Annotated in this window: 16 protein-coding genes; all 16 read right to left on the bottom strand. The window is 63.5% G+C overall.

The window, feature by feature from the left end; genetic code table 11:
• Window positions 1–16: 16 nt before the first annotated feature.
• Window positions 17–2,278, bottom strand: a complete 2,262-nt coding sequence (locus tag Q7W51_08400; GenBank protein MDO8848388.1) for a DNA translocase FtsK 4TM domain-containing protein — start codon at window positions 2,276–2,278, stop codon at window positions 17–19.
• 20 nt (window positions 2,279–2,298) lie between these two features.
• Window positions 2,299–3,129 carry an undecaprenyl-diphosphate phosphatase gene (locus Q7W51_08395; GenBank protein MDO8848387.1) on the bottom strand — a complete coding sequence of 277 codons (831 nt, stop codon included), beginning with the start codon at window positions 3,127–3,129 and terminating at the stop codon, window positions 2,299–2,301.
• Window positions 3,130–4,800 (bottom strand): ribonuclease J, encoded by a 1,671-nt coding sequence (locus tag Q7W51_08390; protein ID MDO8848386.1) that lies wholly within the window; start codon window positions 4,798–4,800, stop codon window positions 3,130–3,132. It abuts the gene before it with no gap.
• Between the two features lie 72 nt (window positions 4,801–4,872).
• Window positions 4,873–5,769 carry a 4-hydroxy-tetrahydrodipicolinate synthase gene (dapA, locus tag Q7W51_08385; GenBank protein ID MDO8848385.1) on the bottom strand — a complete coding sequence of 299 codons (897 nt, stop codon included), beginning with the start codon at window positions 5,767–5,769 and terminating at the stop codon, window positions 4,873–4,875.
• A 157-nt stretch (window positions 5,770–5,926) separates the two neighbouring features.
• Window positions 5,927–7,951 carry an EAL domain-containing protein gene (locus tag Q7W51_08380; GenBank protein ID MDO8848384.1) on the bottom strand — a complete coding sequence of 675 codons (2,025 nt, stop codon included), beginning with the start codon at window positions 7,949–7,951 and terminating at the stop codon, window positions 5,927–5,929.
• Between the two features lie 141 nt (window positions 7,952–8,092).
• Window positions 8,093–9,508: a Stk1 family PASTA domain-containing Ser/Thr kinase gene (gene pknB, locus Q7W51_08375; protein ID MDO8848383.1), complete on the bottom strand. Its 1,416-nt coding sequence runs from the start codon at window positions 9,506–9,508 to the stop codon at window positions 8,093–8,095.
• A gap of 186 nt (window positions 9,509–9,694) precedes the next feature.
• Window positions 9,695–10,462: a hypothetical protein gene (locus Q7W51_08370; GenBank protein ID MDO8848382.1), complete on the bottom strand. Its 768-nt coding sequence runs from the start codon at window positions 10,460–10,462 to the stop codon at window positions 9,695–9,697.
• Window positions 10,463–10,589: 127 nt separating this feature from the next.
• On the bottom strand, window positions 10,590–11,387 hold the full coding sequence (locus tag Q7W51_08365) for a hypothetical protein (GenBank protein ID MDO8848381.1): 798 nt from the start codon (window positions 11,385–11,387) through the stop codon (window positions 10,590–10,592).
• A gap of 251 nt (window positions 11,388–11,638) precedes the next feature.
• Window positions 11,639–12,613, bottom strand: coding sequence for a hypothetical protein (locus Q7W51_08360; protein MDO8848380.1), 975 nt, complete (start codon window positions 12,611–12,613; stop codon window positions 11,639–11,641).
• A 257-nt stretch (window positions 12,614–12,870) separates the two neighbouring features.
• Window positions 12,871–14,547, bottom strand: coding sequence for a hypothetical protein (locus Q7W51_08355; protein MDO8848379.1), 1,677 nt, complete (start codon window positions 14,545–14,547; stop codon window positions 12,871–12,873).
• Window positions 14,544–15,371, bottom strand: coding sequence for a hypothetical protein (locus Q7W51_08350; protein ID MDO8848378.1), 828 nt, complete (start codon window positions 15,369–15,371; stop codon window positions 14,544–14,546). Before Q7W51_08350 ends, Q7W51_08355 begins: the two co-directional genes overlap by 4 nt.
• Before the next feature lie 227 nt (window positions 15,372–15,598).
• Window positions 15,599–16,570 (bottom strand): hypothetical protein, encoded by a 972-nt coding sequence (locus Q7W51_08345; protein MDO8848377.1) that lies wholly within the window; start codon window positions 16,568–16,570, stop codon window positions 15,599–15,601.
• Between the two features lie 395 nt (window positions 16,571–16,965).
• A complete protein-coding gene (locus Q7W51_08340; protein ID MDO8848376.1) occupies window positions 16,966–18,204 on the bottom strand; it encodes a hypothetical protein in 1,239 nt (412 codons plus the stop codon).
• A gap of 88 nt (window positions 18,205–18,292) precedes the next feature.
• Complete coding sequence (locus tag Q7W51_08335; GenBank protein MDO8848375.1) at window positions 18,293–18,790, bottom strand: GNAT family N-acetyltransferase; 498 nt, start codon at window positions 18,788–18,790, stop codon at window positions 18,293–18,295.
• 173 nt (window positions 18,791–18,963) lie between these two features.
• Window positions 18,964–20,175: an aspartate kinase gene (locus Q7W51_08330; protein MDO8848374.1), complete on the bottom strand. Its 1,212-nt coding sequence runs from the start codon at window positions 20,173–20,175 to the stop codon at window positions 18,964–18,966.
• 10 nt (window positions 20,176–20,185) lie between these two features.
• Window positions 20,186–20,965 (bottom strand): 4-hydroxy-tetrahydrodipicolinate reductase, encoded by a 780-nt coding sequence (gene dapB / locus Q7W51_08325; GenBank protein MDO8848373.1) that lies wholly within the window; start codon window positions 20,963–20,965, stop codon window positions 20,186–20,188.

The following is a 20,965-nucleotide window of genomic DNA, read 5'->3' as shown; positions in this document are numbered from 1 at the left end:
GCCGTTCCTGAAGATGCTACAGGCCATCATTGCGCTCCTCACGCTCGAAGAGCTTGAGCGATTCGAGCTCTTCGATATCCACCAGGACTTCACGCGGACGGCTCCCGTCCGGCTGGCCGACGATGCCCTTCATCTCCAGCATGTCCATGATGCGCCCGGCACGCGAGTAGCCGACCTTGAGGCGGCGCTGGAGGAGCGATGTGGAGCCCATCCCGCTCGTGACCACCATGTCCGCAGCTTCCCACAAGAGCGGGTCGTCGTCATCAGAGCTTTCGAGGGTGCCCGTGGCGCTTGTGACCTTGAGGTGGAGGATCTCCTCGTGGTAGTCGGGCTCGGCCTGCCCCTTGATGTGGTCCACGACCGCGTTGATCTCCTCCTCGCTCACGTACGCGCCCTGGATGCGCTTGGGCTTGGGCCACGCGGGCGTGGAGAAGAGCATGTCGCCGAGACCGACGAGCTTCTCGGCGCCGGACGTATCGAGGATGACGCGGCTGTCGATGCCCGAGGAGACCGCGAACGCGATGCGGTTGGTGATGTTGGTCTTGATGAGACCCGTGATGATGTCGGTCGACGGGCGCTGCGTGGCCACGATGAGGTGGATGCCGGCGGCGCGCGCAAGCTGCGCGATGCGGCAGATGGAGTCCTCCACTTCCTTGGCGGCCACCATCATCAGGTCGGCGAGCTCGTCGATGATGATGACCAGGTACGGCAGCTCTTCCCCGCCCTCGGGTCCCTTGCCGGCACGCACGGCGACGTTGTACTGCGCCACGTTGCGCGCGCCCGCCTTCTGGAGCTTCTTGAGGCGCGACTCCATCTCGCCCACGGCCCAGTGCAGTGCCGAGGCCGCTTCCTTCGCCTCGGTCACCACCGGCACGTAGAGGTGCGGGACGCCGTTGTACAAGTTGAGCTCGATGCGCTTGGGGTCGATAAGGATGAGCCGGACCTCGGCCGGGGTCGACCGCATGAGGATCGACATGATGAGCGCGTTGATGCAGACGCTCTTGCCCGTGCCGGTGGAACCCGCGATCAGCAGGTGGGGCATCGAGGCCAGGTCCGCCGCGATCTGCTCGCCGGCCACGTCCTTGCCAATGGCGAGCATGAGCGGGCGCGGATCGGCCACGAGGCCGGTGTGGAGCACATCGCCGAGGGTGACGGTGGTGCGGCCGGCGTTGGGAACCTCGATGCCCACGTAGCTCTTGCCGGGGATCGGGGCCAGGATGCGGATGGTGGGGGCAGCGAGCGCAAGCGCGAGGTCGTCGGAGAGCGCCGTGACCCGGTTGACCTTCACGCCCTTGGCGATCTCTACCTCGAACATCGTGACCGTGGGGCCGGGGATCCAGTTGACCACGCGCGCGATGATGTCGAACGTCGCGAACGTCTGCTCGATGAGCCCGGCGGTGTGGCGGAGCTCCTTTTCCGAGGCCTTGTGCGCGGCCGTGGTCTCGGGCGTGCGCACGAGCGCGGAAAGCGGTGGGAGCTCGAAGCCCTCCATCGCGCGCGGGCCGACCGAGGGTGGGGTCGGGAGCGTGGGCTTGGCGATCTCGGGATCCAGCCCTCGCCGGGGCTTGGCGCCGCGGGCGGCTTCGGCGGGCTGGTGCTCGAAGCCCTGCGGCTCCTCGAAGTCCTGCAGCGGCACGGTCTTGCCGGCGCGACGGCGGCTCATCTCCTCGCGGGGCTCCTCGTTCACGACCGGCTTGCGGACGACTTCACGCAGGCGCTCGAGCGCGTCGGTGATCGAAAGACCGGCCACCACAAGGCCCACGAGCACCAGTGCGATGGCGATGACGTACGCGATGACCGAGCCGAGGAGCGTGCGGAGCACCCACGCGAGCGCGCCGCCGATGTAGCCCCCGCTTGCCGAAACCATCGTCTGGTCCCACTGCGTGAGCGGGTCGTTGCCGATCGAATAGATCGCGAGGACCGAGATGAGCACCATGCCCATCCCGAGGCCCACGCGGAACTCGTCGATGCGGATCGAGGTGAGAAAGAACGTGACGGCCCACAGGAGGAAGACGAACGGGATCGCATACGCCCCCACGCCGAACCCGAGCTTGAGCAGCGTGGCGATCGCACGGGGCACCACGCCTGCTGTCTCGGTGAGCACGCTGATGGCGAAGACGACCGCGAGCGCAGCGAGTGCGATCCCGATGATCTCGTGGCGGCTGTCGTCATCCAGCACGCGTGCGGGCGCGGGCGTCGCGCTTCCGCGGCCGGTGCGCGCGGGAGCCGTGCCCTTCGCGGGTTTCTTGTTGCTCGATGAGGTGCGGCCGGTGGCCAATGCGGGTCTCCTTGTGGGTCTTACGTGAGGACGTTCATGGCCAGTATGGCGGTACCGGCGATTGCGGTGTAGATGGCGAACGCCCAAAGGGAGTGCTTTCGGACGTACGGGAGCAGAAGTGCGATGGCACCGTAGCCCACGATCGCCGTGGTGATGAGCCCGACGGCAAGCGGGGCGGCGGCCGGAAGGGCCTCCCCTCCCACGATCACGTCGAGCAGGATCTTCTTCGCGGTTGCCGCGCCGATGATCGGGATCGAGAGCAAGAACGAGAAGCGCGCGGCCTCGTCACGCTGGATGCCGAGCGCCACTCCCGCCGCGATCGTGGTGCCCGAGCGCGAGAGCCCGGGCGCGACCGCGAAGCCCTGCGCGAGGCCGATAGCGAGCGCGCGCTTGAGCGGGACGTCTTCGGCCGAGGTGATGTGCGCCGAGGAGCGTCGGGCGATCAGCTCGGCGCCAGCCAGCAGCGCGGCCGTGACCAGCAGGAAGATGCCCACGATCGTGACCTGTGTGGCCATCGGGAGCGTCTCCACCTGGTCCACGAGCGGCTCGAATGCGAGCGCTACGATCACGCTCGGGACGGTGGCGGCGATGAGCACGAGTGCGAGGCGCCGGTCGCGCGCGCGCTCGGGGGCCTTGCTGAAGAGCGCGGTGAGCAACCGCCACACGTCGGCGCGGAAGTACGCGATGGTGGCCAGCAGCGTGGCCGCGTGGAGCACCACGTCGAAGCCCAGCCCGAAGCGGTTCCATCCGAACAGCGCGGGCACCAAGATGAGGTGCCCGTCGCTCGAGATCGGCAGGAACTCGCTGATGCCCTGGGTGATTCCCAGGACGATCGCTTCGAGGATGCCCACCTACACCTCCATGACGATCGGGATGATCATCGGGCGGCGGCGGGCGGTCTCCCATACGTACTGCGAGAGGGCGTCGTGGAGCGCCTTCTTGATGACCGCCTCGTCGGTGGCGCCTTCGGCGGCGGTCTTCTTGAGGACCTTCTCGATGCGCGCGCGTGCGCCCTTGAGCGCCTCGGCGGTGTCCGCGCCGAGCACGAGGCCGCGGGTCACCAGCTCGGGCTCGCCCACGAGGGCGCCGGTGCGGCTGTCGATCGCAGCTACGATGAGGGCGAAACCGTCGCTCGAGAGCGCCTGCCGGTCGCGCAGGACCACCTGGCCGAGGTCGCCGACCGCAAGGCCGTCCACGTAGATAACGCCTGAGTTCACGCGCTCGCCGCGGTGCACGCCGGTCTCGTCGATCTCCAGGCAGTCGCCGTTGTCGAGGATGAACACGTGCTCGTTGGTCAGGCCGACCGCCCGGGCCAGCTCGGCATGGGCGTGCAGATGCCGCATCTCGCCGTGGATCGGCATGAAGTTGTCCGGGGACACGAGGTTGAGCATGAGCTTGAGCTCCTCGGCGGAGCCGTGTCCGGACACGTGGATCTTGGCGATGCCCTTGTGCACCACGTTCGCGCCCGCCCGGTAGAGGCGGTTCATCACGCGGCTCACGGCTTTCTCGTTGCCCGGCACCGGGCTTGCCGAGATGACCACGGTATCCCCCGCCTCGATCTGCACGGTCTTGTGGTCGCCGTTGGCGATGCGCGCGAGCGCCGAGAGCGGTTCGCCCTGGCTTCCGGTGCAGAGCACCACCACCTCGTTGGCGGGCATGTTGCCCATCGCGTAGGCGTCGATGATGTCCTCGTCCTCGATGTGCAGATAGCCGAGGTCGCGGGCGATCTTGGTGATGTTGATCATCGAGCGGCCGGTGACGACCACCTTGCGGCCGTTGGCCACCGCCGCATCGCAGATCTGCTGCACGCGGTGCACGTGGCTGGCGAACGACGCCACGATGATGCGCTGCTCGGCGGCGGCGAAGATCGTGCGCAACGCGATGCCGACCTCGGCCTCGGATGCCGTGTGTCCCGGATGCTCGGCGCCGGTGGAGTCGCTCATCAGCAGCGTGACGCCCTGCTTGGCTGCGCGCGCGAAGCCGGCAAAGTCCGTGAAGCGACCGTCGATGGGCGTCTGGTCGAGCTTGAAGTCGCCGCTGTGGAGCACCGAGCCCACGGGTGTGCGCACGTAGACGGCCACGCCATCGGGGATCGAGTGGTTCACGGCGAGGAAGTCGAGGCTGAACATGCCGAGGTTCACGTGGCTGCCGGCCTTGATCTCGCGGAGCTTCGGCTTCTTGATGCGGTGTTCCTCGAGCTTGCCCGCAACGATGCCGAGCGTGAGCTTCGTGCCCAGCACCGGCACCGGCTGGCCGAGGTCCTTGAGCAGGTACGGCAGCGCGCCCGTGTGGTCCTCGTGGCCGTGGGTGATGACGATGCCCCGCAGCTTGTCCTTGCGCTGAACGATGTAGCTGTAGTCCGGCAGGATCAGATCGATGCCGGGGTGATCGTCGTCCGGGAACATGAGTCCCGCGTCGATGACGATCATGTCGTTGCCGAGCTCGAGCACGGTCATATTCTTGCCGATGCCGTCGAGCCCGCCGAGCGGGATGACGCGAAGGCGATTCTTCTTAGATGTCATGGAAGGCTGAATGTGCTCCTTATCGTGTGGGAGGTATGCGCCGTGCTGCGCAACCGCTCGCGCGGCTGCGAATCAGTCGTTGAGGAGGCCGATGTGGCTCATGATGCGTACCATCTCGGCGGTCTGGTCATCGGTTGCGGGGATGAGCGGAAGCCGGCAGTCCCCCACCGGGAACCCGGCGAGGTCGAGCGCCTTCTTCACCAGGATCGGGTTGGCGGTCATGAACAGCGCCTTGAACAGCGGCATCAACTCGAGGTGGATCTTGAGGGCGCGGGTGTGGTCGCCACCCGCCTGCGCGGCGAGCATCTCGGCAAGCTGCGGACCTGCTACGTGCGCGGCCACCGAGATCACGCCGGTGGCGCCGAGGCCCATCATCGGGAGCGTGTCCTCGTCGTTGCCCGAGAGCACCTCGAAGCCCACCGGTGAGCCGTCGATGATCGACGCGATCTGCGTGAGGTTGGAGGAGGCTTCCTTGACCGCGACGATGTTCTCGAAGTCGGCTGCGAGGCGAAGCGTGGTTGCCGCTTCGAGGTTCACCACCGAGCGCCCGGGAATGTTGTAGAGGATCACGGGCACGTCCACCGCGCTCGCGATCGCGCCGAAGTGGCGGTACAGGCCCTCCTGCGGCGGCTTGTTGTAGTACGGCACCACGGCCATCACGGCGTCCACGCCGAGCTTCACGACCCGCTGCGCAAACTCCACCGAGTCGTCCGTGCAGTTGTCGCCGGCGTTTGCGATGACCGGCGCCGAGCCAGCCACGGCCTCGAGCACCGCTTCGAACAGGCGCAGCTTGTCGTCGTAGAAGACGGTTGGTGACTCGCCGGTGGTGCCGCAGACCACGAGTGCCTCGGTCCCCTGGTCGAGCAGGCGGAGCGCGAGCTCCTGCGCGCGAGGCAGGTCGAGTTCGCCATCAGGCGTGAACGGCGTGACCATGGCGGTAAGAAGTCGTCCGAAACGAGGCTCGGTCATAGGAGGTCGCCTCCTGGGTCAAAGGCGTTGCGCGAACGCCGGACTGGTGAGTGTCTATCCGAAGTATTGTGCCACACCGTACCGGCGAGCGCGGGCGTGGTTACTGAGTAGTTGCCGGGACGCGTGCATGAACGCGTCATAAAACAAGCCCATACGATCAGGTACAAGCCGACACCGAAGTAGATCCACTGAGCACTCGATGCGGCGCCCTCGCGTGCGCCTTCAGGAACGCAGCGAACTCATCCACCGCAAGCGGAGGCCGGCACAGGAACCCCTGAGCACAGTCGCATCCATAGTCCTGCAGCAGCGCCAGCTGCCCCTCCGTCTCGATGCCCTCCGCAACGACCTCGAAATGCAGGCCGTGTGCAAGGGCGATCATCGAGGAGACAAGCACCTGGTCGCTTTCGGAGGCCTCCAGATCCATGATGAAGGCCCGGTCGATCTTCACGGTCCGCACCGGGAAACGCTTCAAATACACCAGTTGCGAGTGACCTGTCCCGAAGTCGTCGATCGCCACAGATGCACCGATAGCGTTGATGCCGGCCACGAGTTCCAGAGCTTCATGAATGTCTTCGATGGCCATGGTCTCGGTGATCTCGATCTGCAGGTCATGCGGGTCAAGCCCCGTCGAGTCGAGCGCATCGCGGATGACTCCCAGGAAGTCCTTGCCCCGGAACTGTCCGACGGATGCGTTCACGGACATTCTCAAACCCCTGAAACCATCTTCCTGCCAGGCCACGGCCTGCGCGCATGCTTCCCGAGTGACCCACTCGCCCACCGTCTCGATGAGTCCGATCTCCTCCAGCACAGGGATGAAGTTCGCCGGTGCCATCAGCCCGTGATCGGGGCGGTTCCACCTGATGAGCGCTTCGGCGCCAACGATGTCTCCCGTGTCGATGCGCACCTGTGGCTGGTAGTGAAGCACGAACTGTTCGGCCGCGACGGCTGCGGCCAAGTCGTGCCGCAGGGACAGTCTCCGTATCATGTCGCCCCTCATGCCGGAGACGTAGCGGCACTGGCTGTTCCCGCCTGACCGGCGAGCCTTTCGGGCCGCCGCGTCGCCCCTCCACAGCAGCCCCTCGACGTCCCGGGCATCCTTGGGACACCAGGCGATCCCAACACTCGCTGTCGACCAGATCTCCTTCCCGTACAGCCGGTACGGCTGTCTGAGGGCCTCCCTCGCCTTCTCGGCTGCGGCGTCCGCCTCGGCCGTATCGTGAACCGAGAGGAGTACGCAGAACTCATCGCCCCCGAGACGCGCTACCGTATTCTGGTCGGGGAATGCTTCGGTGATTCGGTCCGCGAACTCCCAGAGAAGATGGTCGGCGACAGGACGCCCGTATCTGTCGTTGACCCCCTTCAGGTCATCCACGTCGAAGAAGAGGAGTGCGAGCGGCGTGCCGTCCTGCCGTGCACTGGCCATCATCAGTTCTGCTCGCTGCTCGAAGAGTGCGCGACCGGGCAGGCCCGTAAGCACGTCATGGTGGGTCAGGTGCTCAACCGCGGCCTCCGCCTCCCTGCGCTCTGTCACGTCGGTCCCAAAGGCAAGCGTGCCAGTGATGTGACCCTCTTTGTCTCGCTGTATCGCCTTGTGCCATACAACCGACCGTCTCTCGCCATCGATCGTGACGATGGGAGTCTCGAATACCTCGATCGGCTCTGCCGTTCCCAGCATGAACTTCTCGAACAGCTCCCGTTCTCCGTCGCTGCGCTCCGGAGGAACGAAGCGAGCGTGCCATTCTTCACCGAGCAGGGCGTCCTTCTGCCCACCGAGCGTCCGCGCTCCTGCACGGTTGATCAGCGCAATCCTGCCTGCACGGTCGAGGCCGACGACGAGTGCCTCCGTGAGATCCACGTACTCCTGGGTCCGACCCTGTTCGATTCGGAGGCGCTCACTGGTCTCGATCATCGAGCGGAAGATCGAACGGATCCCGACGACGCTGAGAAGCATGAACACGGACACTACAAGGGCACTGACACCCTCATGGAGCCGGGACCCGGAGGCTCCATCGAAGAGAAGGTAGACGCGTCGCCAAATCTGAAGCACCAGGCCGCAGGAGAGCAGGACCCATGCATAGTGCTTCCCGCTCAGAGGGATCGAGAGGAGCGCCAGGGCCGCGGCGGCGAGTTGCACCAGCGTCCCCACCACGAAGATAGCTACCACTAGATGGTCAGCGTTCACTTTCGTGAAGCCCCCCCCAACGAGACTATATTCCCCCCGGACGAGTGCATAGGCAGGTACGCTGCGCGCCGCTGCGGACGAACGCGAGACTCGGCTACACACGTTCGATGGGACGATTGCGGGCGTCTAGGTGGGGCTCATTCAGTCGTCTTCGTCATCACGGTCGTTCTTGCCGGGGGCGTCGCCCAGGCTGACCACGTAGGTGACGACCGAGCCCTTTGGCGCCATCTCCTCGTCGGGCGGCGTCTGCTCGAACACCTTGCCCTTGCGCTCGTCGCTGTTGTACTGCGGCGGCAGCGCCTCCGGGGTGAACCCGGCGCGCTCGAGCGTCTCGACCGCTTCGTCTTCGCGCATGCCGATGATGTCGGGGATCTCGACCATCACCACTTCCTCGACGGGGACAGGATCGACCGGCGCGTCCGTGCCCGTTGTTGCGTCCACGTCCGGAACCGGCTCATCCTGACCGCCGAGAAGATCCATGCCCCAGCACAATGCGCCAAGACCGGCCAGCAGGAGCAGCACGGCGAGCACGATCCAGTGCCACACAGGCCTGCGTTGCGGGGCCACTTCGGGTGCAGTGGCCTGAGGGGCCTCCAGGGCTTCCGAGGACTCGATCGGGCCCACCAGCACCGGAGCGCTCACCTGCGGCATGACGGCGGTCGGCGCCACGTGCGGCGCCGCGCCCGGCACGCCAAGGCCCGCGACCATACCGGCGTACCCGGCGGCGGCGACCTCTTGTGATCGGCCCTGGGCGATGGCGCTCAAATCGCGCTGGAGGTCACCCGCCGACACGTAGCGGTCGGCGGTCTGCTTCTGCATCGCCTTGACGATGACGGCACTCAGGGCAGGCTCGATGCCGGGGTTCACGAGATTCGGCGACACTGCTTCCTCGTTGACCTGCTTGAGTGCCACCGACACGGGTGTGTCGCCGTCGAACGGCACGTGACCGGTCGCGGCTTCGTACAAGGCAACGCCGAGGGAGTACAGGTCACTTGCAGTGGTGAGCGGCGTGCCGAGCGCGGCCTCGGGTGACAGGTACTGCGCAGTGCCGAGGACCGACCCGGTCTGGGTCATCATCGAAGGGCCCGCCCGCGCTATGCCGAAGTCCATCAGCTTCACCGCGCCATCGGCCTGCACCATGATGTTGTGCGGCTTGATATCGCGGTGGATGATGCCGTACCCGTGGGCGACCGAGAGCGCGGCGCAGACCTGCTCGCCGATCTGGGCGACGGTGCGCGACGGCAGTGCGCCCTCCCGCTCGATCATCGACTTGAGATCGGTGCCGCGAACGTACTCCATCACGATGTAGAACGTGCCGTCGTCCTGGCCCCAGTCGTACATGTTCACGATATTGGGGCTCATGAGGTTGGCGGCAGACTGGGCCTCGTGGCGGAATCGCGCTGCAAACGAGGGGTCCTCGGCAAGATGGGCGTGCATGACCTTCACGGCCACGGTTCGCCCGAGGACTTCATCGACCGCCTTGTAGACGTCGGCCATGCCTCCGGTGCCGATCTGCTCGGTCGCCCGGTACCTCTGGCCGAGGAACAACTCCTCCACGCGTCACATCCGAACTGATCGCCGAGGGAAGGACTCCTGACTCCCTGACTCTACCCCAGTTGGGTGGGTGGGCATTGTGGCGCAGTTATGGCTAACGTGTTTGCGGTTCAGCCGCGAACGAGCGGCTCCAGTCTCAGCCTAGCGCGTGCGTGAGTCGGCTGGAAGCGCGGGTTAGCGGCTCCCCAGCTACCAGTCAATGAACCAGGGCGCCCGCTTCATCTCGAAGACCAATCCCGGTTCTGATGTCAGATCGACCAGACGGCGAGTACTGCCAACAACCCATTCGCCATCCTCACGAACGTCAAGATCAGCCAAGACGGCGACATGCCCATAGCTAGCAACAATGATGGTCGTCTGGTCAGGATCTACAAGGAAGTCCTGCTCCACGAGAGCGCGCATCGCCCCGCCCACGGGGGCAAGCACGAGAGCCACCATCAAGACACTCATTGCCCACTGAGCAGACACGCGAGTCGCAGGCTTGTCCTCGCCACCACTGCCGGCCTCGAGGATCACAGGCCCGATGATCTCGCGCTTCCTCGAGGGCAGGGAGTCACGCCTACGATAGTCCCGCAGGGCCATCCCCGCGGTGACAACAACAAAGACGACACCGAATGACACTGCCAGTACGAGCTGGCCGAGGAGCACCAGCATCATCGTCAGCGGGGCAAGTTGCTCGAGGAAGTTCGACGCGGCCCGATGGGTCCATGTGGGATGACGACACACCCACGCTGCCTCCGCCCGTGCCGACATGAACATGGCGAGCACAACGAGGCTGACCAGCGCCGTCCGGGAGAGTGCGTCCGTTAGCGATATCACTATCCAGTCGACGGGGACCTTGCGCACGAATGCCTCACCGACCCGGGACAGGAACGCAACCGAGTATGCCAGCACAGGCACGGCCGAGACTAGCCACGAGCGCGACAGGTCAATGTATCCGAACCCCGACTTGCTCAAAGCACCACATCCTCAGCGTCTAATGCGGATGCCGCTGACGCTACGTCTCTGTGCCTCAGCCGCGAACGAGCGGCTCCAGTTCAGCCTAGTGCGTGAGTCGTCTGGAAGCACGGGTTAGGCACGGCGGCTACTGGTAGAACGCACCCTTCCCGTTGCCGACGTATCTGCTCCAAAGATCGAGCAGTCCATCGCCGGACAACTGATAGCCAGGATAGTACGCGCCCGTCGCCTGCAGGTCAGCGTAGTGTCGCGCGGCCTCAGCGGCTGCCTCCGGCGTTATGCGCTCAGGGCCTGGCGCTCTTCGATCGAGTAGGTAGTTCTCCTCATGCTGGGCGCCGGTCATGTCCGTGTACTCGATGTGCAGGTAATGAAGGCGGTCGATGAAGAGATCGCCTGCCGCTGCTTGATAGTCATTGGCCGGCCATGCCTGCCAGACTTCATCAGTGGTCAAGTCGTCAGAGACGAGGTAGCCTACGCGGCCCGTCGTGGCCATCTCACCTGAGAACTCGAAGGAGTTGTAGAAGAAGGTGGGGTTTGCTGTGAAAGCTGATGGTGCGGTTGCGTGGCCTGCCCCGATACTGACAACTGCCACGGTCAGGACCGACACCTCCATCTCAAGGGCCGGTGAGCCCGAGTTGGTAATCTCCACGTACTCCTGCCAGTGCCCGGCCAGATCCTTGTGGCTGTACTCCTGCAACCCGTACTTGATCGTAATCACGGGCTGCAGGGAGGATGCAGCGATGCGATTCCCCTCTTCCATCAGCACCGTCTGCGTCGCGAGCAACGCCGCTTCCGCTTGCAGAACTCTCTGCTGTTGGACAACCAGTTCGTTCTGCTCAGCCACCAGCGAGTTTTGCTGCGCAGATATCGAGTTGGCGCTGGTGGCAATCACAACTGAGGCGATTCCAACAACGAGGGACGCCACGATGGCCGCCCAAGGCGCGACTTCAGCAGCTAGTTTGGACGCCTTCGAAGGCTCGGGAGCCGCTGGAGCGCACTTCAAGTCGGGACGATCACCGACGAGTCTCCTACGAGTACGCAAGAATGAAGCCCCCCTGAGTAAGCCTGTGCCTAGCGTCTTTGCGCTTCAGCTGCGCGCCATTACCTTCTCTGCCGAACCGATGACTCCTGCGCGTCAGCTGGAAGCGCGGGCTAGGCCACTCCTGGGCGACTCAACTACTGGGTCTCAAACCAGGTGTGTATGCGAACGACCGTGCCGTGAGGGACCTCCATCGAGCCCTCGGGTTGCTGCTTGAACACCAGACCCATCTCGAGTGCGTCGGAACCGGGTCCATAGTCCGAAACGACCCTGGGCTGCAGGTCCGCGTCCAGGATCGACCTCTCCGCCTCGTCGACCGGGAGACCGACCACCCTGGGGACGTATGCGAGGCCCGTCGCCCGAAGACGCCCGGACTTCTCCTTCTGGTCCCGAATGAACTCCCTGTTTAGCTCCTCAATTGCCGCCATCAAGTCGGGATCGAATCTGCTGATCTCAATCCCCGCATCGCGGAGCCGAAGCTCCCCTCGGCCGCGAATCTCATCGTTCGGATCCAAAGTACCGATGACGACTCGCGCAATCCTACGTTCGATGATTCGCTCTACACATGGAATCTTGGGGTGATTGCGGCTCGTGCAGGGCTCGAGAGTTGTGTAGAGGGTCGAGCCGGCGAGCGCGGTATCTGGGAGCTTCTTCTCCAGCAGCGTGAACTCAGCGTGCTCTCCCGAAGCCTGCTCGCCTCGAAAGGCAGCGCCCAGGACGGTTCCGGCCAGCACCACTACGGCTCCGACACGGGGTGAGGCCTTGCCGGGCTCGCTCACGCATCGCCGTGCCCGGTCGATCGCGGCTTCCATATGCGAGCGATCATGGGACAAGCCACCACTAGGTCCTCGCGACGGTGTGTCGAAGGCGTGCGGGATGCCCAACTCAGTCGCAATTCGCACGACCACGCTTGCCGGCTCAGGAATGAGCAGGTGCTGGATTCGCTTCCGCCGGCTGTTCACGGACTCTGGCAAGGGGCGGTCGAAGGCGACGCCGTAAGCTGCCAAGTGCATGGAAATGTCGTTTTGCGACTGCCTTCGGTCCCAGTTGTCGTCATCGACGAAACATCCAGCGATGCGATCAATCAGATCCCGCTTGTCGCGAATATCCAACGCACTCCCCCAAAGGAGTTGGCCTAACGTGTCTGCGCTTCACCAGCGGCGCGGCCGTTGCACCGCTGTCATCTCAGAATACCTTCACTCAGGCCGCGCCGTCTGTGTGGAAGCGCGGGTTAGTGATCAGGACTGAAGCCCGCAACCGAGGGGTCCGTGCCGCCGTTACACGCAGCGTTCGGAGTCGGCTGCGACTTGTGTGCGGCAAGCTCAACACTACAAATCGCGCACACGATACGCCTGGCGCGATTCGGACCCTACTCTGGAAGACTAAGAATGCCGGGTTTGGGTGCGCACTGTGGACAAGTCCCGTCGGCGACTTCGTCCCAGTACATGACGTCAGGAAATGCAGCCAAGCAGGTGACTTCGACATCGACTAGGTCCGCCAGCGCCGCCTTCGCATCTCCCAGAGAATAGAGCACGAACGCCTCTATTCGCATTGGGATGGGATCCTGCGACCTCAGCCTATCGACCACCTGATGTAGAACGCTACCAACGCCAAGGATATCGTCAACGATAAGAACGTTGCCAGCGACTCGCTTTATATCCTGCTCATACGTAGTGTAGGATCTCTCGTCCGCGAAGGTGTATGAGAACTCGACGCCAGGAAGCATCACTGACAGGAGGCTGGTCACCCTAATCGCGCTGGTTCCGACGGCAATAACGTGTGCTATCTCACGGTCCCTGTAGAAACTCGCAAGTCGCCAAGCAAGTTTGAAGGAGAATCCGGAGTCCTCACACAGTTCACGACAGCGAACGTACTTGTTTGTGTGTCTGCCCGTCCGAACACGAAAGTGTCCGGAAATCACGCCTCGCCCTTGAGAGAAGAACTGCTCTGCGTGCGTCCGCAGCCATCCATCATCCTCGCTCGTCTGAGGGAGAAACGAGAGGTTCCCCAATTGGCTCGGCTCGCTCAAGCCAAAATGGATCGGGCGCATCTCTCGCACATACATCACCACGTCCGCTGAAGGATCCTCGATGGCCGAACGCTGCGGTGTGGGTTCAAGTCTGAATTCGATGAAGCAAGGATCGCTATGTTCGCTAAGCCGGAGGTACTTGCGGACCAACTGACACTCGGTGTTTGTCTTCTTCTCCCGGAGGTCCTGAAGCAGGGTCCTGATCACATCAACTGTCTCGTCGGAGGCGACTCGCGGAACACGCCATTTCATCGTCAGGTAGACGCCTCCGCCACCCCCGACTACGGGTGACGATACCTCAACATCTTGCGTGTAGTAGCACGCGGCCCAATGTGCTTTGCCCTTCTCGTCAAGAAGCGGGCTGGTCATGAAGCTCGTCTCCAGCAACCGCGTGTACTCGGTGTGCACTTCATCCGCAATGCGCAGGAGCGCGGCCAAGTACCTGAGTCTCAGAAGCTGTTGTCCACCTTCTTTTCGGTCGCCATAGTCGGACTCATCCAGTGCCTTCCAGTGCTTGCTTCCACTGTGGGCGAAGCCGACAACTGATGCGAAGTACACGAAGCTCCACGTCTGCTTGTCTATTTGCAGAGCCGGCCCACCAAGATCGGCCTCGAATGTGCCCTCTCGTGCCGCTTCAACCATCTGGAAACCAAGTTCACAGTGGTTCTTCCGGATCTCCTGAGCGCTCATCTCTTCGCCAGCGTACTTGCCGTACTGCATCCCAATGTCATGCAGCAACGCCGCCATTCCAAGGACACAGCGTTCGAGCGGCTCGAACTCACACAAGCGCCTCCCCAGGCCAGTGCTGATCTGCAAAGCCTTCTCAAGGTCTGCGTAGCTGTGGTTGATCCCATGGTCTACGAACTTGTACATGGTTGTTCTTGACCATATCACCGCGACCCACTCGTAGACATTCCTGAACAGCAGCTCAAGGTCTACATTCGCCAATGTCGCTTCATGAAGATCCAGCAGCTCAAGGAAGTCCCCGCATGAGCGCAGACCACTGGATGAACTCATTTGAGCACCCCCAGTTCCTCAGGCTCGATCTCGTACTTCGCTAGGCGACTGTATCCGATTGCTTTGGAGGGCCGGCACAGCGACTCGATTTTCGAAGGCGACATCAAGCGGGATTTCGCTACTTCAAGGTCGAACAAGCACACTGCCTGCGTGACCTCAGCATTGTATTGGCGAACTACGAGTTGGGTCATGTCCAGTTCTCGGCCTGTCGACATGACGTCCTCGATCCAGCACAGTCGCTTGGCCCCGATTCGCTCCAGACCCAGCAACCACAGCTCAGTCAAGTCCGGCAGAGGCCCGAGTCGGTCGATCATCACTAGTTGCTTGTGACTGAATAGCGCTTGAAGCAGCGAGGCAAGAACATACGCTGTGTTGTTGCTCGCAACGATGGCATCTTCGGGGAACTCGTCTCGGTACCCCCTGCTCAGGCGATATCCAATCTGGTAGGCAGCGAAGAACGCGAAGCTTGACTCCTGAAGCAGGGTCTTGACGTCTATCCACATGTTCGCCCATGCGCCATCGTGCAGCGGGAGATAGCGGGTGTTCTCTGGTGGCCGCCTTATCGCCGATCGAGCAAACCCCATGAGTCGCTCTTCAACCCACTCGTCATGTGCTTTGGACGCATTGCCCCCAATGAAGAACTGGTCATGAACCTCGGCCATCGACTCGGTTGGCGTTCCGGATCCATCGCAGACTTGGAGAATACGGAAGTCATCATCACATATGACGTAGGCGACTCGCTGGAGCCACTCCGCCTGCTCCAATGCCAGCTGTCGGCCAAGCAGGATGACGAAAGGTAACTCTTCGTACAGATCGGCCAGCACATGGAGTCTCTGCTGTGCACCAATACTCTGAAATGGAGTCATGTCGACTAGCGGTAGGCCGCCCGGAGTGTGGTTGTGAGCTTCTCGAATCGAGGATTGCAGCGAATCAACATCGTCCGCAGTGCCATATAGGCTGAGCGCTCTCTTAAGCGAGTTCATTTGCCCCGACATCAGAAGTCGCTTCAGTGCGTCCCGGAGTGGCTCGAGGTAGTACGTCCCCCCGGCCATCACCGCTTCTCCCGAGGTCGTCTCACATCAATCATTACTTGCACGCCAGGGAAGTTGGCGCACTTGTGGTATCGGGCCTTCTCCTCTATGAAGGAGCGTGTCTCATCTTCAGTGCGGAGATAGTCATTGGAGAGATCCAGGAAGACCTCTCTTGCTCCGGATCGAATCCGAATAGCGCCTTCAAGAAAGCTCACGAGTTGCAGGACCCTGAATAGCCCTTCCCCTTCAGGATTCGCATAGTGGTAGAGAAGAGCGCCTTCAATCGCGGCAGCATCGTCTGCCACGTTGGCACCTTTTGCATCAAGGCTGCTGCGTAGACCACGGCCGGCGTCACCAATACATATTCTGGTCACACCGGTACGCATCTCTCCTATGACGATGTAACCCCGGCCCCCAGAGAGGGTACTGTGGCTGTGCTGCACCACGTTCTTCGTTGTCTCACTCACGACACCCAGAAAAGGCGGCACGTACTCGAATGCGACTTCATCGAACGGCACGATGCCAAGGCCCTTCAGGAACTCGGACGAAGTTAGTAGGCAACCGACATCCGATACGACGGAACCCAACGAGTCGATGTCTACCCTGTAGAAACGCAAGCCTCGTCGAGGTGCCGGGACGTCGACTCTGTCGAGATCGTAAGGGTTTGACAGCATGAACACCTCACTGGAGACCGCGGCGAAAGCCGACTCCTTCAGGTAGCGGAGAGACGCTCCTTCATGCGGCAGTTCTAGCCAAAGCGTCCGGTTGCGGTCAACTTGTCTGGCTCGCTCACCAAGAAGTAGCACCCATAGGAGTCCGTCTGGGTTCAAGTAGTCAATACCTCGGAGACTGAACAGGACCTCAGAAGTAGTCGAGAGCTCAAGTTCCTGCCAGTTTGGAGACCCAAACAATGCGGTCGCGGTCTTCCAATCCAGCCGGGTCTTCTCGTCTCGCCAAGGCGCGGCAAATTGCGAAAAACGAATCTCATCCATGCTTTCCCCCATACCGAACTCTACTCCGCTGGAGTCTACCAGAGTACGCCCCCAACGACGGTCAGACCCACGAGTCTGCAACTCAGAACGTTCAATCCGCGATGAGTCTATCAGGCCCAGTCCCTCTCTCGCGGTCAGACTTCCGGCAATCGCGGTCCGCACTTGGCGAAGTAGGGACTCCTGCTCGTGAACGGGTGACCGGCTCATAGGACTTGGTGCATGAAACGTTCATGCCGTGTGCACGTTGAACGTGTGTCTGAACCCGGCGACGGTCAGGTGGCTGCGATGACGACAACCGCACCCGAGAGTGAACTCAGACGCGAGGAACAGTACCGTGTATCACTAACGTTCTTGGAGATGGGCCGCGAGCGAAGCGAGTCGGCTCGATTTCCGGGTTAGTCGCTCGTCCCAGCAGGCACATCGTACAGCTGCGTAGTCAGCAGAATCTCGCGACCGGGATCGCTCGGCTTCACCAATGCGTACGATGAATCTCCGGTCGTGCTCGCAACTAGCGTCTTCACCCACTCGGGGCGTGCCTCGATGGCTGCATGCATCTTCGCGCGAACACCTGCGGTGTCGCGATTGCGGTTGAACACCACTAGCGCCGTCTTGGAGTCGCGCCACGTGAGGTAGCCCAGGAGCTGGTCAACAGCATCACTGAAGCCCTTCGTGCCGCGCCAGAACTTGCACTCTGCGATGAAGACGTTTCTATCCCCGGAACGAAGAAGGATGTCGGTCTTGCCGGACGCATTGAAGGTCTCGCCGGTAGCACCGCCCTGGTAATGACCGTTCAACTGGAGGAGGAAGTGGTCACGTATTGCCTCCTCGCTCAAGTCCCCGAAAGACGCGGGATTCCTCTCGATCACAAGGGACATACTCCTCATGACCGTGAGAATGTGGTCGTATTCCGCCCTGGCGAGAAGTGGCTCAGGCTCATACTTGCCCGTCGCCACCTTGGGACGCGTGATTGGCGTGGGGCGCCGCTGCAATGGGAGAGTGAAGGTCGGCGGCTGCTCGCTGCGCTTCATCGGGATGCCAAGCGATGCTACGGCGTTTGTGGCTGTCAGTGCCTTCGCACGCTTGCTCTCAATGGCAGCAGGCACCATTGACCGCATCGACTGATTGTGCTTCGCAACGTCGTTCGCGAGGTAGTCGACGGCAGTCACCAGCGACTTCACATGGCCGTCGATCTGTCGCCTCAGCGTGTCTGCATTGGCGGAATCGTCCGGGAACGTGACGCCGAAGCGAACCTCTCCGCCCACGAGGTCTATCTCGGGGTAGCCTCCCATGGAGAAGGTTGACGCTCGAATTCGCCAGAGCTTGGCGTCGCCTTCAAAGGGTATCGCGATTGTGAGTCTCGTCCCGGCGATCACGATTGGCCGTCCATCGCCGTAGCCACCGCGGAGGAAGTCATTCGAGACGTCAATCTTGGCTGAATCGTTGGAGGCCATGTAGTAGTCATCCGCGTGGATCACAAGAGGCGAGATCGTGCCCTTTGAGACGAAGTGCTGCTCCAGCTCAGACGGAGAAGCGTTCAGGACGTAGTCGTTGTCGAGAGCATCGATTTCGCGACGGACTCCCTCCTCCAGACTCCTGAAGAAGGTGAATGTGTCTCCCTCCGCGAAAGGCCTCACAGTTCCCCCTCAATGGCGACGATGCGACTAACGTCTTTGGGCGTAACCTGCGCGCCCTGCGCTTACAGAGTACGACATGCTTGCCGCGTCAGGTTGACGCCCGGGTTATGCGCGACACGTCGAGCTCATACTCAAGTTCGTCCTCGATTGGGACCCCGTTCTCCCCGAAGGCCGGAATCTCCGGCTTGAGCTCCCGCGCCTGGGTGACGGCAGCGCGGTGCACCGCTGCGAGTCTCCAGCCCAAGGACTCGTAGAACGACTGCGCCCCGAGGTTATCGTTCGTGGTGACGAGCCATGCGCGGGTGCACCCGGACTCGCACAGACGATTCACGAGCGCATCCACGAGGGCGGTCGCGATACCCTCGCGCGGGCGCTCCGAGACCAGCACGACGAGCTCACACTCGTCAGCCTCGATGCGGTACAGGAGCAAGCCGATCGGGACGCCGTCTTTCAGCGCGATGAGCCCGGGGAGTGTGGTCGCGTCGTGCAAGCGGCCGCGAGAGACGACCCGCGACGAGCCGAAGTGCTGGGCGACGAGGGCATCCGACCACTCACGATCTGACGACTCGAGCGAACGAACCTCCACCGGACCCCCGCCCTACCGGCTCTGCGCATAACCCTCAATTGAGCAGACTGCGTACGTACTCACTCGTGCGTACCCATGTTCTGCTTTCGGCGCATGCGTTGAAAGACCTGCACGTGGGCACCTGATGCCTGCGTAGTTGCGCGGTCCGTGTAAGCCCGCGACCCCTCAGCCCCCTACTCCCCCAGCCCGAACCCTTCGTGCAGCGCCCCCACTGCCTTCTCGGCATCCTCGGCAGGCACCAGCACTGAGATCGTGGTGTGGCTGTCGGCCGTCTGCAGCACGTGCACGTTCGCCTCATCCAGCGCCTCGGCAAGGCGCGCCATCACGCCGGGTACTCCGTGCATTCCCGCTCCCACCAGCGTCACCTTCGCGAGAGAGTCGCGGACCTCGTGGGTGAGCGCGAGCGAATCGAGCACGCTTGTTGCAGCCTGGATGTCGGCCGTCGGCACCGTGAACAGCAGCGAGTCGCACGCAGGCGTGAACATGTCGAGCGACACGCCGGCGTCGGCCATCGCGCGGTACACGCGCGCCTGCGCACCCGTGTGCTCGGGGCTCCCCTCCTCGGCGGGCAGGCTCACCCGCACGCGGGCGATGCCCGTGGCGTGCGAGACGGCCGTTGCCACACTCGCGGGGCGGTACGACGCGATGTCGGCCACCAGCGTGCCGGGGTGATCGGTGTAAGTGTTGCGCACGCGCACGGCAAGACCGCTCGAGAGCGCGAGCTCGGCCGCCGGCGTGTGCACCACGCGCGAGCCGTGCTTGGCCATCTGGAAGAGCTCGTCGGCGCTGATCACATCGAGCACCACCGCGTCCGCGCGCGTGCGCGGGTCGGCGGTCATCACGCCATCCACGTCGGTGTAGATCTCCACGGCCTCGGCCTCGAGCGCCACGCCAAGCGCGCACGCGGTGGTGTCGCTGCCGCCGCGGCCGAGCGTGGTGACGCGCCCGTCGGGCGCCACGCCCTGGAAGCCAGCCACCACGGGCACGCGTCCGAGCGCGATGGCTTCGAGCATGCCGGCCGGGTAGATGTCGGTGATCGACGCGTTCTCGTACACGCCGTCGGTGCCGATGCCCGCCTCGGCGCCGGTCATCGCGGCCGCTTCGATGCCTGCCTGCCGCAGTTCGTGCGCCACCACCACCGCGGAGATGAGCTCGCCGGTCGACGCCAGCAAGTCGCGCTCGCGCGCATCGGCGGGCAGCTCGGCCACGAGCCCCAGCAGCGTGTCGGTGGCGTACGGCGCGCCCGCCCGGCCCATGGCCGAGACCACCACCACCGGCGCCTTGCCGAGCTCGAGCGACTCGGTCACGCGGCTTGCGATAGCCGAGCGGCCCTCGGGTGTGGCCACCGACGTGCCGCCGAACTTCATCACGATCACGGGGCGCATCGACACCGCGCTACTCCTCCATCAGGTGCTCGAGGCCCACGATGAGGCCGCTCTGTCCCCCGACCTTGCGGACGGCGAGCACCACGCCGGGCATGAAGCTCGTGCGGTCGATGGAGTCGTGGCGGATCGAGAGCGTCTGCCCCTGCCCGCCAAAGAGCACTTCCTGGTGTGCCACCAGCCCGGGCAGCCGAACGGAGTGCACTGTCACGTCGTGTACCAGCGCGCCGCGGGCGCCCTCGGCGATCTCGGTCTCGCGTCCGGGCGCAGCGGGCACGGTCGCTCGGGCATCGGCGATGAGCGACGCGGTGCGGAGCGCGGTGCCGCTCGGCGCGTCGGCCTTGCGGTCGTGGTGGAGCTCGATGATCTCCACGTGCGGCATGAAGCGCGCGGCATCGGCGGCAAAGCGCATCATCAAGACCGCGCCGATCGCGAAGTTGGGCGCAACGAACAGGCAGGTCTCGTCCGGGATCCCGGCTGCCAGCGCGTGAAGCGCGGACTCCGAGAGGCCGGTGGTTCCCACCACGCAGTCAACGCCCGCTGCGAGCGTGGTTCGGATGTTGTCCTCGACCGAACTCGGGTGGGTGAAGTCCACCACCACATCCGGCGTGCAGGCCTCGATCGTGCTCGCAAGGTCGCCTGCGACCGCAAGCTCGGTCCCCTCGCCCAGCGCTTCGCCCGCGTGCAGGGGATCGACCGCTGCCACCAGCTCCAGGTCGTCTTCGGCAAGCACCGCACGCACGACCTCGCGGCCCATGCGCCCGGCCGCTCCGCTCACGAGTACCCTGATCAT

The sequence above is a fragment of the Coriobacteriia bacterium genome (assembly GCA_030652115.1).
Lineage (GTDB): Bacteria > Actinomycetota > Coriobacteriia > Anaerosomatales > Anaerosomataceae > UBA6100.
This window is presented reverse-complemented; position numbering and strand designations above follow the sequence as displayed.